We start from the raw sequence: 13,748 nt of genomic DNA, 5'->3' as shown, positions 1-13,748 counted from the left end.
CATACGTACCAATACAAAATTACTTAAGGGAATGGGCATGGATTTACGCAAGCTCAAAAAGTTAATCGACCTCGTAGAAGAGTCCGGTATTGCCGAAATCGAAGTAACTGAAGGTGAAGAGAAAGTACGCATCACCCGCGTCAATCAAAATACGCAACCAATCATGTTTGCGTCCCCGCCCGCCCAGCATTTCATCGCCCCTTCCGCCCAAACTGCAGCTCCAGCCACCACCGGCACTGGCGCCACGCCTGTAGCCAGCGGGTTGCCGGAAGGCACGCCCGTGAAGTCCCCCATGGTTGGTACTTTCTACCGTTCAGCCAGCCCGGGTGCAAAACCGTTTGCAGAAGTAGGTCAGCAAGTTAACGCCGGTGATACGCTATGTATCATCGAAGCCATGAAACTCTTGAACGAAATCGAGGCTGAGACGTCTGGTGTCATCAAGGCCGTTCTAGTCGAAAATGGCACACCAGTTGAATATGGCGAACCATTGTTTGTGATTGGTTGAATTCTGTGAGGTATGCGCGTTGGAGCAGATAAGGCGTTCTTGCACGCCCGCTTCATCCCGTGCTCCTCACCCCTCACGGAGTGATCCATGTTTGAAAAAATCCTAATCGCCAATCGTGGTGAAATCGCATTGCGCATCCAGCGCGCATGCCGCGAAATGGGCATCAAGACAGTCGTGGTGCATTCCGAAGTCGACCGTGAAGCCAAGTATGTAAAACTGGCTGATGAATCGGTTTGTATCGGCCCCGCTCCCAGCACACAGTCCTACCTGAACATTCCTGCCATCATCGCTGCAGCAGAAGTCACCGATGCACAAGCCATACATCCTGGCTACGGCTTTTTGAGCGAAAACGCAGACTTTGCCGAGCGGGTGGAACAGTCTGGGTTCGTCTTTATCGGACCACGTCCCGATTCGATCCGTCTGATGGGCGACAAAGTTTCCGCCAAAGACGCCATGAAAGCCGCAGGCGTGCCCTGTGTACCCGGTTCGGATGGTGCACTGCCGGACGACACTGACGAAATGCTCAAGATCGGCCGTAAGGTAGGCTACCCTGTCATCATCAAGGCGGCCGGTGGTGGCGGTGGCCGTGGTATGCGGGTTGTACGCGCCGAGGAAGATCTGATAAAAGCGGTGGAAATGACTCGCACCGAAGCTGGCGCTGCCTTTGGCAACCCCACGGTGTATATGGAAAAGTTCCTGGAGAACCCACGCCATATCGAAATTCAGGTACTTGCCGACGAGTACGGTAACGCCATCTACCTCGGTGAGCGTGACTGCTCAATGCAGCGTCGCCACCAAAAAGTCATCGAGGAAGCCCCTGCACCTGGCATTACCGAAAAACAGCGCAAGAAAGTGGGCGAAGCATGCGCCGAAGCATGCCGCCGTATCGGTTACAGAGGGGCTGGTACCTTCGAATTCCTGTTCGAGAACGGTGAGTTCTACTTCATTGAAATGAACACCCGCGTGCAGGTGGAACACCCTGTCACGGAACAGATTACCGGCATCGACATTGTGCAGGAGCAAATCCGCATTGCTGCGGGCGAGAAACTGCGCTTCGTACAAAAGGACATCATCCTGAAGGGGCATGCAATGGAATGCCGGGTCAATGCCGAAGACCCGTTCAAGTTCATCCCCAGTCCGGGCAAGATAGCGACTTACCATCCCCCCGGCGGCCCGGGCATTCGTGTTGATTCGCATATCTACCAGGGCTATACCGTGCCGCCGAACTATGACTCGATGGTGGGCAAGGTGATTGCGTTTGGCGATACCCGCGAACAAGCCATGGCGCGGATGCGGATTGCATTGTCGGAAATGGCGATTGAAGGCATCAAAACCAACATCCCGCTGCATCAGGTGCTGTTCAACGATAAGGGCTTTATCAAAGGTGGCACGTCCATTCATTACCTGGAGCACCTGTTGGCCGAGTCCAAAGGCTAGGATGCCAGCCCCATCAGGTACTACGTTTCAATTGATCCGCTTAAGCGGTTCTGTCGATAGTGCGCTTGAGTGGTAAAATCCGCACCGGCCGGGTTGAAGTTCAACCCGGCCATTGTTTTTTCTTCCGGAGTCCGCCATGCCATGGCAAGAACTGCGTATTCACGCTAATTCCACACACGCTGAAGCCCTGTCGGATGCTTTGTTCGACCTTGGCGCGCTGAGCGTCAGCATCGAAGATGCCGCTGCCGGCACCGAAATGGAAAAACCCATCTTTGGCGAACCAGGCATGCCACTCGAACAGCTCTGGGATGAAAGCGTCGTGGTTGCGCTGTTAGAAGAACATAGCAATGCGGAACTCATGGTAACGGGCGCTGCCAATGTAGTTGGCATCACGCCACCCCGCCACACCATCAACCGTGTGGAGGAGCAGGACTGGGTAAGGCTGACGCAGTCACAATTCGACCCTATCCAGGTATCCGACCGGTTATGGATCACCCCTACTTGGCATGAGCCAACCGCCAATGCGATCAATATTGCGCTCGACCCCGGTCTGGCGTTTGGTACCGGCAGCCACCCTACGACTTGGCTATGCTTGCAATGGCTGGACGCCGAGGTAAAGACCGGCGAAAGCGTACTCGACTATGGCTGTGGTTCCGGCATTCTGGCTATCGCCGCCAAATTACTAGGGGCCGGTGAAGTACATGGCGTGGACATTGATACCCAGGCCATGGTTGCCAGCCAACAAAATGCCGAGCAGAACCATGTGGAGGCGCAATTCTTCTTACCTAATGCTGCGCCAGAAAGAGTGTATGACCTTGTTGTCGCCAATATTCTGACCAATCCGCTCAAGATGCTGATGCCGTTGCTAGCCAGCCGTTGCCGCCCAGGTGGTCGTCTGGTGTTATCCGGTATTCTGGCCGAGCAGGCGGACGATATCATCGCTATCTATGCGCCAAATTTCACTTTGAACGTATCCGCAGAACGAGAAGGTTGGGTACGTATTGCCGGCATGCGCAAGTAAGCGCTTGCACACCAGCGGAGGCCCGCTAGAATCCCCGCCATGTACCACGTCACGCGTTGTCCTAACTGTCGCACCAGTTTTCGCGTTACCGATACGCACCTGTCCGCTTTCGACGGCAAGGTGCGCTGTGGCCGCTGCGCCTTCGTTTTTGATGCCCGTACGCATTTTGTTGGCGATACCCACAAGGAACCCGCCAAGTCGCCAGCGTCAGGCACACCCAAACCTGTCGAAACGACGAGCCCCATCGTTCCGCAGCCTGTGGCACCCCACACCGAGGATGCGATTCATGCCAAGGACGTGGGCCTTGTTACGCAAGATGTAACCGGCTCGCATAAAGCCGCTCATTCTGCTGACGTAGAAGAGCGTGCACCATCACACCATGCGCCTCTAAAGCAGGCGTCAAATACACCTGTTGCAACGCCATGCCCGGTTGCTCAGACCACACATGGAAGCAGCAGGCGGGAGCCCAGCCTCAGCTTCCCATCGCTTGATCTTGACACCACACCGGCCGCGATTTCTGCACCAGCACCAGCACCAGCACCAGCACCAGCACCAGCACCAGCACCAGCACCAGCACCAGCACCAGCACCAGCACCAGCACCAGCACCAGCAAAGGATGCGGCAAACCCCGAAGAGCAGGAAACCCAGACGATAGAAATCACTGCTGTCGGTACAGACGATGACATATCGCCTGAAGCCTTTGCGCGCTGGACACAGCATGTGAATGAGGAAACCGAGGCCCGGCTGGCTGCAGCCTTGGCGCCTACCTTGATCGCCACACCAGCATCGGTGGTTACACCCCATGGGCGTTCAGAACCGCCCTCCCCACCGAATTACCGGCCTATCCTCACTGCCGAAGATGAGGCATTGCTGCGTGTCCCCACCGCCCCATCTCCATGGCGTTGGTTGTGGAGTATCCCTGCCCTGTTGGCTCTCATCCTGTTGCTCGGCCAGCTCACGCTGCGCTACCGTACTGAAATTGCCATCCAACTACCGGGCATCGAGCCAAAACTGGAACGGTTTTGTGCGCAAGTAGGCTGCACATTGCAACTTCCCGCCCGGGCAGAACTACTGCGTACTGAATGGAACGAGCTGACCTATGTGCCCGATCATTCAAGCCTGATTCAACTGAATGCCACCCTGCGCAACCAAGCCCACTTTGCCCAGGCATTACCATTGTTGGAATTGACGTTGACGGATGACAACGACCGCATCGTGGCACGTAAGGTTTTCAATCCGGACCAATATATTGCCCCACAAGCCGATGGCCAGCCCACACCATTGCCAGCCTCGTTGGGTGCTGGGGCAGACCTGCGCGTCTTCTTGCAGCTTGATCTGGGCGCTATGAAATCAAGCGGTTACTCACTTTATTGGTTCTATCCGAAATCGAACTGAGTCCACCGGTGATAGAACCTTCGTCTTGTCACAAACCTCATTAATCAGTACCTCGCCGGACAAGCCCACACCTTGCTTTCAGCGCTATCGCTGTCAATACTGCAGAGGCGATTAACCGGAGGACACAAGACATGGCCACTGTGCTACTGAACGGCGAACCCCTTGGTGTAGGTGGCCGTTTTCCCCGCGTCGGCGATAATGCGCCGAGCTTTATGCTGGTTGACACCAACCTGGCCGATGTGCCACTGGCCAAATTCATCGGACGACGCAAAGTCATCGCCGTGGTGCCAAGCGTGGACGCAGAAATTGGCCTGAAGATAGCCCGCCGCCTCGAAGCCATTGCAGATGGTTTCCCCAATGCCAAATGCTTTGTCGTATCCATCGATACGCCTTATGCACTGGGCCGTATCGTCGCTACCGAAGGTATGCGCAAGGTACAGCTGCTCTCCACCATGCGGGGGAGGGATTTCCATAAGGACTACGGTGTGATGATCACCGATGTTCCTTTATCAGGCATGATGGCGACTGCGCTCTTTGGTCTCGATGTAGACGACAACGTCCTGTATGCCGAACTGGTTATGGATGTGAACTCTGAACCTAATTACGAGAAACTGGCCGAAGCGATGTTGGCGGCAGCCGCAGCAAGCTGATCAGCTACCTGCTTCGAACAGCAGTAATAGTACCCAACACCATTCCCGCGCACGCGGGATTGGTGTTTTTTAACCCCTGAAATTGGAGCATGCAATGTCCACCGTTACCCTTGGCGGCAACCCAGTCCCCGTAAATGGCACTTTCCCTACCGTAGGCAGCACTGCGCCCGCCTTTACTTTGGTCAATGCCGACCTCGGCGATGTCACGCTGGAAAACTATGCCGGCAAACGCAAGGTATTGAATATCTTCCCAAGTATCGACACGCCCACCTGCGCCACCTCGACCCGTAAATTCAATGCTCAGGCCGACAAGCTGAACAATACGGTGGTGTTGTGCATTTCCGCCGACCTGCCTTTCGCCCAGAAACGTTTCTGCGGTGCGGAAGGTCTATCGAACGTTGTGACTTTATCGACCATGCGTGGCCGCGACTTTATCCGCAACTATGGTGTTGAGATCACAGGCGGCCCATTGGCTGGTGTCACCGCTCGTGCAGTTGTCGTGTTGGATGAAGCCAATAAGGTTATCCACAGCGAATTGGTTGCCGAGATCAAGGATGAACCCAACTACGATGCCGCTATCGCTGTATTGAAGTAAGTCGTTAGTCCAGTAAAAAGCCGCCAAATTGGCGGCTTTTTACTGCCCGTCAAAGATTTAATTAATCTTGTCTACGGCTTTTAAGCTCCTCTTCGAGGACTTCAGCTCCCTTATTCGAGTCTTTAGCATCTGCTGCCCGTAGTAATTCCATGGAATAGTTCACCGTATCCTCCTTTCCAACCTTGAAGCCCATAGGGCCAATTGGGATTCCCTCACGTTTCAATAACTTGCCGGCTTTATTGCTGAGTGACAGTACAGCCAATGTACTTACAAAAGGAATCAACATCAGAAGAACATACACAACCTGTACCCACCACCTCAGTTTTATCGCTCGGCTTATTCGCACAGCACAGTAGAGTTGAAATGGCAGCACCGCCAAACTGGCATAAATGTGCGTGCACATACTAATAAAGCTAGCTATCGCAACCCAAACGGCTAGCCGATGTAACTTGATCAGTTTTGGAATATCTATTTCATTCACTGAAGTGTCTTCCATAAATCTTTACTGTTCCAATGAAAGAATTATTCCCACACTTAGAACCTGCTCACGATCTGTAGCGAGCAGCTGTCAGCAGGGTGCAGCGCAGAAACCGGAGTGTACTTTTGGACATGAGGATTTCGAGCAGCACATAAGCCCTGATCACAGCTGCGCAGTAGGATCATAAACAGGTTCTCACTTCGCCGTTAACCAAGCATCCCAGGAAGGTGTTGTTTGACCTGCACCCATGCGTTCACGCATAAAATCAATGAATGCCCGCAGTTTGGGAGACTGATACCGGTTCGGTAAATAGACCGCTGTCGCGGTCTGGGGTGGGACAGCATAGTCTTGTAGCACCGCCACCAATTCACCGCTTGCGAGCAGATTTCCGCAGCTGAAAGTCGGTAAACGCGTCAACCCCGCTCCCCCTACGCAAGCTGCCATCAATGCAACACTGCTATTGGTACGCAATGGCCCTTGCACTGGCATCACGATCCGCTGGCCATCATGCATAAAAGGCCATACGCCGCTTGGGGTCAGTAAAGGGTAAGTCAGACAGGCATGCACGCTAAGGTCTTGCGGCCGCTCAGGTGTACCGTAACGCGCCAAGTAGGTTGGGCTTGCACAAATCACCCAACGTATTGGCGCCAACGTACGGGCTACTAGTAAGTCCGCGGGTTGGTCACTTACCCGTACCGCCAGGTCAAACCCTTCCTCGGCAAGATCAACCAAGTGGTCGTTCAATACCAGGTCGATTTGCAAAGCCGGGTAGCGGGCAAGCAACTCGGGTAGCAATGGCGCAACATGCTGGCTGCCAAAACTCACCGGCGCGGACACACGCAACACCCCTACAGGCTCGGCATGCAGGCGATCGACCGCCTGGCGCGCTTCCGCTGCCTCGGCGAGCATACGACGGCAATGCTCGAAATAGGCTTGCCCTACTTCGGTAAGCGATTGGCGTCGGGTAGTACGCTGCAACAATCGCGCGGCAAGCTTGCCTTCTAACCATGCCAGGCTCTTACTCACAGCCGATTTGGATAGTTCAAGACGCTCCGCAGCCAGGGTCAGACTGCCCGCTTCCACAACGGTCGCGAAGATCGCCATTGCCGCCAGCTCATCAGGCAGGATTCGATTGTTTTCCATTGGCAACAATCATATTCCAAAAACTGGATTTATCCATATCCATCATTGGTACACACTGCGTTCACCTATCCAGAAATCTGTTTGATGTCTCGCAAACCAGGGCTAGATAAAACGGAAACAATCGAGGAAGCGAAGTTTACAAGTGGTAAATACGCGTTCCGAGCGCGTTTTTAACGTCTTTCTACTGGCACGTAGCCAACGCTAAACAGGTTCCAACAACCCGGAGAAGCCTCATGAAAGCTGTTGCTCTGACCCAATATCTTCCGATCAGCCACCCGGAATCGCTGCTCGACTACGACCTGCCCAAACCAGCCGCACCAACCGGCCATGACCTGCTGGTCCGCATTGAAGCCATCGCCGTCAACCCGGTCGACTTCAAAGTGCGTGCACCCAAGGCTACTGTCGAGGCTACCCCGCGTATCCTGGGTTGGGATGCCACAGGCGTTGTAGAAGCCGTGGGTGACGCTGTCAGCATGTTCAAACCCGGCGACAGAGTCTATTACGCTGGCGACATCACCCGCCAAGGTAGCAATGCTGAGTTCCAGCTGGTGGATGAGCGTATCGTCGGCCTTGCACCGCGCACGCTCAGCCCAACTCAGGCTGCAGCTTTGCCACTTACCGCGATCACCGCATGGGAATCACTGTTCGAACGCCTCGCCATCAAGCGTGACGGCAGCGCAAAGGGCAAAACGCTTTTGATTATTGGCGGCGCTGGCGGTGTCGGTTCTATCGCCATCCAACTGGCAAAACTCGCCGGACTCACCGTCATCGCCACAGCGTCGCGTGCCGAATCCATCCAATGGTGCCGGGAACTGGGTGCCGATACCGTCATCAACCACGGGGCAGCGTTGCAAGCTGACGCACAGGCCCATGGTTACAAGGAATTCGACTACATATTCTGCGCCAGCGATACCGATGCCTACTTCACAGCCATGGCTGCCCTGATCGCACCACAAGGCAAAATCGTCTCGATCGTCGAAACCCTGCAACCACAGAGCCTTGGTATCCTCAAAGCCAAAAGCGCCAGTTTTCACTGGGAGCTGATGTTCACCCGCGCCATGTTTAAGACAGCCGATATGGTGGAGCAGCACAAATTGCTAACCGAAGTAGCGAAACTGATCGATGCCGGCACACTGAAAACTACGTTGGGAGAGGTGTTAGGCCCAATCAATGCAAGCAATCTGAAGAAAGCCCATGCATTGCTTGAAGAGGGGCGAGTGATTGGGAAGTTGGTACTGGCGGGATTCTAAGAGCCGCTAACAAAACCCTTCTGGCGTTGTTGCACAAGCTTGCCGTACCTACGTACTGCCTACGCTTGTGCGCCTAGCCGGAATCGCTTCGCTGGGTTTTGTTAGCGACTCTAAGTACCTGTTTACGATCTGTCGCGAATAGCGGATCAACCCTGAGTACAGCTGTTCGCTACAGATGGTTGACGGGTTCTAACTTCTCTGTGTACGCGCCTTGGTCCTATAGGTACAAGGCGCGAACCACGGTGTAACCGCTTGCCGCTAAAATAGTGCCAGACTTTTCCTGCATTCTTCCATGCTGCCCTGGCCCAACTACTTACTGCACCACTCCCCTTGGTTTACGCCACTGCTGCCTACGTTGCACAAACTCGGCTGGCAACAGTTCCCAACGGCTGAAGCATGGGCAGGCATACCGGTGGATCTGTTACCGGTTACTCAATCCGGCCAGACCCTACGCTTTACTCCACCAGACCAACTGGACGAGCAGGCTTACGAGTTACGTATTGCGCACAGCGGGCAAGTTGCTACGCGACCCGATAACTGGCACGACTGTTTCAACGCACTATGCTGGCTGGCTTGGCCGCAAGCCAAGGCTGCATTGAATGCCCTTCACCTGCGCGAAATGGCACGAGAACGTACAGGGCAGCGTAACCGGACACGCGATGCCGCCACCTTATTTGATGAATCCGGGCTTGTATTGGCCTGTGCCGACCCAGAACTCGCCAAAGCCTTGCATTCCCACGACTGGATAACCCTGTTCCAAACTCAGCGTACGGCTTGGGGCCAGCAATTAGCCGCCTATTGTTTTGGCCATGCTTTACAGGAAAAAGGTCTGGCCCCCTTCATCGGTATCGTTGCCAAGGTCATCATCATTAAAGTGGAAACCGGCTGGTTCGGTTTACCGCTGGCCCAACAATTGGCAGCGCTCGATAGCGAACTGGCGATACGCATCGATACCGGACAATTGCGCGACCCACGCTCCCTACCGCCGTTGCCTGTGCTCGGCATTCCAGGCTGGTGGCCCGTACAAGACGCAGCGTTCTACGCCAATACACGACACTTTCGTCCACCGCGGCAGATCGCTCATCCGTCCTAACAGCCATCCCGCACCTGCAAACAGCATTTCGTCGCAAGGCCCTCGTCACGATCAAACTGACGCCTTATCTTTCACCCTGTCCATAGTTAGCCGTCATTGGGTACTATCGGCACACAAAGGTTTCCGAAACCCGTTCATTTCGGGGAAACGTTGGCGTGTGTTAATTACCGCCGTAAAACCCAAATAAACGATAAACAGGAGAGAAGATATGTTCAGCCCTATGACCATGGCACGACGAAAACCCGCCACAACTGCGGCCAAACCGGGCAAAGTCATACCCTTGCGCCCCCCGCAAGCGGTTCCTGCAAAACGGGAGCCGGTCAACCAAATCGGTTAGCGTTTGTTCTAAGTACCGTGAGCCCATGAATACTGCTGCACTCACCCCCATTTCTGCGGGCCAGATCCGGCGCTCACTGTGGCGGAATCTGCTTATCACCCTGCTGGTCAACACACTGGCAGGGATATTTTTTTCGCTGACGAGCGAATCACCCCCATGGCGTGTCATGTTGACCACGCATACCGTTGGGGTATCCGTATTCGTTGCCCTGACGCTGACCTTCACCGTCATCAAACCTTCGCCTGCACGTGAACCGCTTTACTTCATGGGCGCCATCACGGTTGGCGGTGTGCTTGGGCTGGCCATCAACTGGCTGGTTCGTTTGGACGAAGTCGCATGGATGGTGATCGAATATCCACGCTACCTGCTCGCCAGCCTGATCGTGATGATGTTGTCCGCCGCGGTGGTCGCCAGCGTGCTGTGGGGAAGGGAGAAAATCGGGCGACTCGAAGCTGCCTACCATGCAGAACAAGCCAAACGCGGCAGCCAGGACAAGATGCTGGTGCAAGCTCAGCTGCGTATGCTGCAGGCACAGATAGAACCGCACTTTCTATTTAATACGCTGGCCAGCGTACAAAGCCTGATCGATGCATCACCAACCACTGCCAAACAGATGCTCGGACTGTTCAATGACTACCTGCGTGCGTCATTGGCAAGAACACGTGACACCAAGGCGACAGTACGCCAGGAACTGGAACTACTGCGTACCTACCTTGGCATTTTTCAGATACGCATGGCGGACCGACTCAAATTTGAAATTGCTTGCCCGGCAACGCTGCAAGACGCTTTGCTCCCCCCGATGCTGTTGCAACCCCTGGTCGAGAATGCAATTCGCCATGGTCTGGAGCCAAAGATCGAGGGTGGCACTGTATACATTACCGTTTCAGTACAAGCAGAACAGTTGATCGCAGATATCGTCGACGATGGCCTGGGTTTACCTGCAGGCGTATACGGCGGTGGTGTGGGCCTCGCCAACGTCCATGCACGCCTGAACACACTCTACGGCAGCCAAGCCCAGCTGGTATTAAGTAGTCAGCCAGAGGGTGGCGTGCGGGCAAGAATCAGTCTTCCTCTGGAGCACTAGTAAGCAATGAGCACCAGCGCCCTGATTGCCGATGATGAACCCCTGTTGGCAGACTACTTGAAGTCGCAACTGGCAAACCTATGGCCTGAGCTGGAAATTGTGACAGTTGCCCGCAATGGTCTGGAAGCACTCTCTGCTTTGCACGAGCACGAGCCGGACATAGCATTCCTGGACATCAAGATGCCGGGTCTGAGCGGGCTGGAGGTCGCACGCAATGCCAATGGCTGCCATTGCGTATTTGTAACCGCATTCGACCAATATGCTGTCGAAGCGTTCGATCGCGATGCGATCGACTACCTGCTCAAGCCCTATAGCGAAGAACGGTTACAACGCGCGATTACCAAACTGCAGGGCAAGCTTGCCAGCCAGCGCCCCGCCAACAACAGCACCCTGCTCGAATCGCTGCGCATCGCCTTGGATGGCATATCACCAGGCAATGCACCGCAACGGCTAAGCTGGATTCGCGCCGGACAAGGCAATGAAGTAAAGCTGATCGCCATCAACGACGTGTGCTACTTCCATGCAGCTGATAAATACACCACAGTGGTCACACGAGAGGGCGAGTACCTGATTCGTACACCGCTGAAGGAGTTGCTTGAACAGCTCGATACCGATCAGTTCTGGCAGGTACACCGCGCCACGCTGGTCAATGTGCGCGAAATCGCCGAAGCCAAACGCGATTTCACCGGAAGAGTAACCTTAAGTCTGAAATCCCACCCAGAATTGATTGCCGTCAGCCGGGGGTATGCGCATCTGTTTAAACAAATGTAATGTAAGAACCTATTTACGATCTTGCTGCGCTGCTGCTCGCGACAGATCGTAAATAGGCTCTATGAGCACTGCTGCCTCTCAAAATGGGAAGCCCCCTGGAACGTACTCAGGGTGCAGTCTTCTGCTGGTTACCGACATAATCAGTCTGTTTGGCGGCTGGATATTGCTGGTGCAGCTGGGCGAGTTGCTGATCCTTGGCTTGCCATAAATCCTGCACCCACGCCTGCATGCGGGCTCGGAACTCAGCGTCGCCGCTGTAGTCGCCCTGGATCAGCTCACGCGGTATGGGTTGCTCGTTCACCAGCACAACCACCTGCCGGACACGGCCAGACAACAGGTCCCAGAATGACGGCGCGCCATCGGGGTAGAAGACCGTCACATCCAGCAAAGACTGGAACTTCTCCCCCATGGCATTGATTGCCAGGGCAATGCCACCTGCCTTAGGCCGTAGCAGATACCGGAATGGCGAACCCTGTCGATCATGCTTTACCTTGGTGAACCGTGTGCCTTCCAGAAAATTGATGACTGAGGTCGGCACCACCGAAAATTTCTCGCAGGCCCGCCGGGTCGTCGCCTGGTCCTGGCCACGCTTTTCTGGGTGCTTTTTCAGATAGGCCTCGGAATAGCGCTTCATAAACGGGAAATCCAGTGCCCACCAGACCAAACCAATCACCGGTACAAAAATCAGCTGCTGCTTGAGGAAGAACTTGAGGAAAGGAATGCGACGATGGAATACACGCTGCAGTACCAGGATATCGACCCAGCTCTGATGATTGGACGTCACCAGGTACCAGCCGCGTATTGATAGCTTATCCAGCCCCTCCACACGCCAGGTGGTCTTTTGCACCAGCGCCATCCAAAAGCTGTTATTGCCCACCCATGCCTGGCCCAAACCATTGAGTACCGGGTCGATTACGCGGCGTACCGGCACAATCGGCAGAAAGAACTTGATCAGCGCCATTAAAAGAATCATTGCGCCAAGCACCAGCACATTGAGCACAAGCAGCACGGCTGAAAAGACACCCAGAATCGGCGAAGGCAGGAAATTCAGCATAAGGAGCAGAAAAGTTTGGTTCGAAGTATCAGCCAGCATGGTAGTCCATACCGGCCCCGGCAACAGGTAGGGCGAAACTAATCCACCTGGCTCTTGATGTGTGCATGCATCAAACGGACATAATGCTGGGCCGAATAGGCAAAGTGTTTAATCTCATCTTCTGTCAGCGGACGTACCAGCTGGGCTGGGCGGCCAACATAAAGATGACCCGACTTGAGCACCTTGTTGGGGGGAACCAGCGATCCAGCACCGATCATCACCCGGGGCTCAATCACCGCCCGATCAAGCACTATCGTACCGATGCCAATCAGGCATTCGTCACCGATCGTGCAGCCATGCAAAGTAACCTGATGGCCTATCGTGACGCGCTCACCAATGATCAGCGGCGCACCCAATGGGTCTTCCGGCCGTTTATGGCTTACGTGCAGGCAGACAAGGTCCTGAACATTGGAATCCCGACCGATATGGATGTGGTTGACATCCCCACGCACAACCGCGCCAGGCCAGATCGACACGTTTTCACCCAGCACAACCTCGCCCACCACGACGGCGGATTCATCGACATACGCCGAAACCGGCACCCTGGGCACGTTACCCTTGAAAGGGCGAATGGACATGAAGCATCTCCCAAAAAGCGTGCGCCCAAGTATAACGGAGCTGGCCCTGCTGGAAAAAATCACGAGTGATTTCAGCCGGGTATACACAATACTTTTGCCGCTAAGAACCTGTTTACGATCTGTCGTCAGCAAGCTGAAGCGCAGCACAGAAACCAGAATGTACTTGAGTACCTGAGGCTGCGAACTTTTTGCGGAGCTTTCGAGCAGCACATAAGCCCTGATCACAGCTGCGCAGTAAGATCGTCAACAACCGGAACATTGACATAAATTCGCAGCCAAATGGCTTGCTTTCCAGGCCTATCGCCCCAATCAACAATA

General features: G+C 54.6%; 14 protein-coding genes. 10 read left to right on the top strand and 4 right to left on the bottom strand.

Annotation, left to right across the window (positions count from 1 at the left end):
- Positions 1-37 precede the first annotated feature (37 nt).
- The 6 genes from accB (at position 38) to tpx (ACUHMQ_RS09750) (ending at position 5,603) form a co-directional block, all read left to right on the top strand.
- Positions 38-505, top strand: coding sequence for an acetyl-CoA carboxylase biotin carboxyl carrier protein (accB, locus tag ACUHMQ_RS09775; RefSeq protein ID WP_445295277.1), 468 nt, complete (start codon positions 38-40; stop codon positions 503-505).
- Positions 506-592: 87 nt separating this feature from the next.
- Positions 593-1,942 (top strand): acetyl-CoA carboxylase biotin carboxylase subunit, encoded by a 1,350-nt coding sequence (accC, locus tag ACUHMQ_RS09770; protein WP_445295276.1) that lies wholly within the window; start codon positions 593-595, stop codon positions 1,940-1,942.
- A gap of 136 nt (positions 1,943-2,078) precedes the next feature.
- A complete protein-coding gene (prmA, locus tag ACUHMQ_RS09765) occupies positions 2,079-2,963 on the top strand; it encodes a 50S ribosomal protein L11 methyltransferase (protein ID WP_445295275.1) in 885 nt (294 codons plus the stop codon).
- Between the two features lie 39 nt (positions 2,964-3,002).
- Positions 3,003-4,358 (top strand): DUF3426 domain-containing protein, encoded by a 1,356-nt coding sequence (locus ACUHMQ_RS09760; protein ID WP_445295274.1) that lies wholly within the window; start codon positions 3,003-3,005, stop codon positions 4,356-4,358.
- A 131-nt stretch (positions 4,359-4,489) separates the two neighbouring features.
- Positions 4,490-5,008 carry a thiol peroxidase gene (gene tpx, locus ACUHMQ_RS09755; RefSeq protein ID WP_445295273.1) on the top strand — a complete coding sequence of 173 codons (519 nt, stop codon included), beginning with the start codon at positions 4,490-4,492 and terminating at the stop codon, positions 5,006-5,008.
- Between the two features lie 94 nt (positions 5,009-5,102).
- On the top strand, positions 5,103-5,603 hold the full coding sequence (gene tpx, locus ACUHMQ_RS09750) for a thiol peroxidase (RefSeq protein ID WP_445295272.1): 501 nt from the start codon (positions 5,103-5,105) through the stop codon (positions 5,601-5,603).
- Positions 5,604-5,664: 61 nt separating this feature from the next.
- Here tpx (ACUHMQ_RS09750) and ACUHMQ_RS09745 read toward each other — a convergent pair whose 3' ends face one another.
- The gene (locus ACUHMQ_RS09745) at positions 5,665-6,099 is read right to left on the bottom strand and encodes a hypothetical protein (protein ID WP_445295271.1); all 435 of its coding nucleotides are present in this window, start codon (positions 6,097-6,099) and stop codon (positions 5,665-5,667) included.
- 177 nt (positions 6,100-6,276) lie between these two features.
- A complete protein-coding gene (locus tag ACUHMQ_RS09740) occupies positions 6,277-7,224 on the bottom strand; it encodes a LysR family transcriptional regulator (RefSeq protein WP_445295270.1) in 948 nt (315 codons plus the stop codon).
- A gap of 233 nt (positions 7,225-7,457) precedes the next feature.
- On the opposite strand from ACUHMQ_RS09740, the gene ACUHMQ_RS09735 reads away from it, so the two are divergent.
- The 4 genes from ACUHMQ_RS09735 (at position 7,458) to ACUHMQ_RS09720 (ending at position 11,759) form a co-directional block, all read left to right on the top strand.
- Positions 7,458-8,474: a zinc-binding alcohol dehydrogenase family protein gene (locus ACUHMQ_RS09735; RefSeq protein ID WP_445295269.1), complete on the top strand. Its 1,017-nt coding sequence runs from the start codon at positions 7,458-7,460 to the stop codon at positions 8,472-8,474.
- 292 nt (positions 8,475-8,766) lie between these two features.
- A complete protein-coding gene (locus ACUHMQ_RS09730; protein WP_445295268.1) occupies positions 8,767-9,567 on the top strand; it encodes a DUF3025 domain-containing protein in 801 nt (266 codons plus the stop codon).
- Positions 9,568-9,929: 362 nt separating this feature from the next.
- Complete coding sequence (locus ACUHMQ_RS09725) at positions 9,930-10,988, top strand: sensor histidine kinase (RefSeq protein ID WP_445295267.1); 1,059 nt, start codon at positions 9,930-9,932, stop codon at positions 10,986-10,988.
- 6 nt (positions 10,989-10,994) lie between these two features.
- Positions 10,995-11,759: a LytR/AlgR family response regulator transcription factor gene (locus ACUHMQ_RS09720; RefSeq protein WP_445295266.1), complete on the top strand. Its 765-nt coding sequence runs from the start codon at positions 10,995-10,997 to the stop codon at positions 11,757-11,759.
- Between the two features lie 106 nt (positions 11,760-11,865).
- Here ACUHMQ_RS09720 and yihG read toward each other — a convergent pair whose 3' ends face one another.
- Both yihG and ACUHMQ_RS09710 read right to left on the bottom strand, forming a co-directional pair.
- Positions 11,866-12,852 carry a 1-acylglycerol-3-phosphate O-acyltransferase, YihG family gene (gene yihG / locus ACUHMQ_RS09715; RefSeq protein WP_445295265.1) on the bottom strand — a complete coding sequence of 329 codons (987 nt, stop codon included), beginning with the start codon at positions 12,850-12,852 and terminating at the stop codon, positions 11,866-11,868.
- Between the two features lie 38 nt (positions 12,853-12,890).
- The gene (locus tag ACUHMQ_RS09710) at positions 12,891-13,430 is read right to left on the bottom strand and encodes a gamma carbonic anhydrase family protein (protein WP_445295264.1); all 540 of its coding nucleotides are present in this window, start codon (positions 13,428-13,430) and stop codon (positions 12,891-12,893) included.
- Between the last annotated feature and the right edge of the window lie 318 nt (positions 13,431-13,748).

It is taken from the genome of Chitinimonas violaceus, assembly GCF_052601015.1.
This window is presented reverse-complemented; position numbering and strand designations above follow the sequence as displayed.